This window comes from Citrobacter sp. Igbk 16 (assembly GCF_028069755.1).
Classification (GTDB): Bacteria; Pseudomonadota; Gammaproteobacteria; order Enterobacterales; family Enterobacteriaceae; genus Citrobacter.
In genome coordinates this window covers 1-253 of record NZ_JANEWJ010000116.1, presented here as the reverse complement: position 1 = coordinate 253, position 253 = coordinate 1, and the positions used below count along the sequence as shown (strand labels likewise).

Sequence of the window (253 nt, the reverse complement as noted above, 5' to 3'; positions counted from 1 at the left end):
AGCGTACACGGTGGATGCCCTGGCAGTCAGAGGCGATGAAGGACGTGCTAATCTGCGATAAGCGTCGGTAAGGTGATATGAACCGTTATAGCCGGCGATTTCCGAATGGGGAAACCCAGTGTGTTCCGACACACTATCATTACGTGAATACATAGCGTAATGAAGCGAACCGGGGGAACTGAAACATCTAAGTACCCCGAGGAAAAGAAATCAACCGAGATTCCCCCAGTAGCGGCGAGCGAACGGGGAGCAG

At 52.6% G+C, this 253-nt stretch carries 1 rRNA gene; it reads left to right on the top strand.

Annotated elements, in window-relative coordinates:
• Window positions 1-253: ribosomal RNA gene (locus NNO03_RS22635) — 23S ribosomal RNA — on the top strand; the annotation flags it as partial.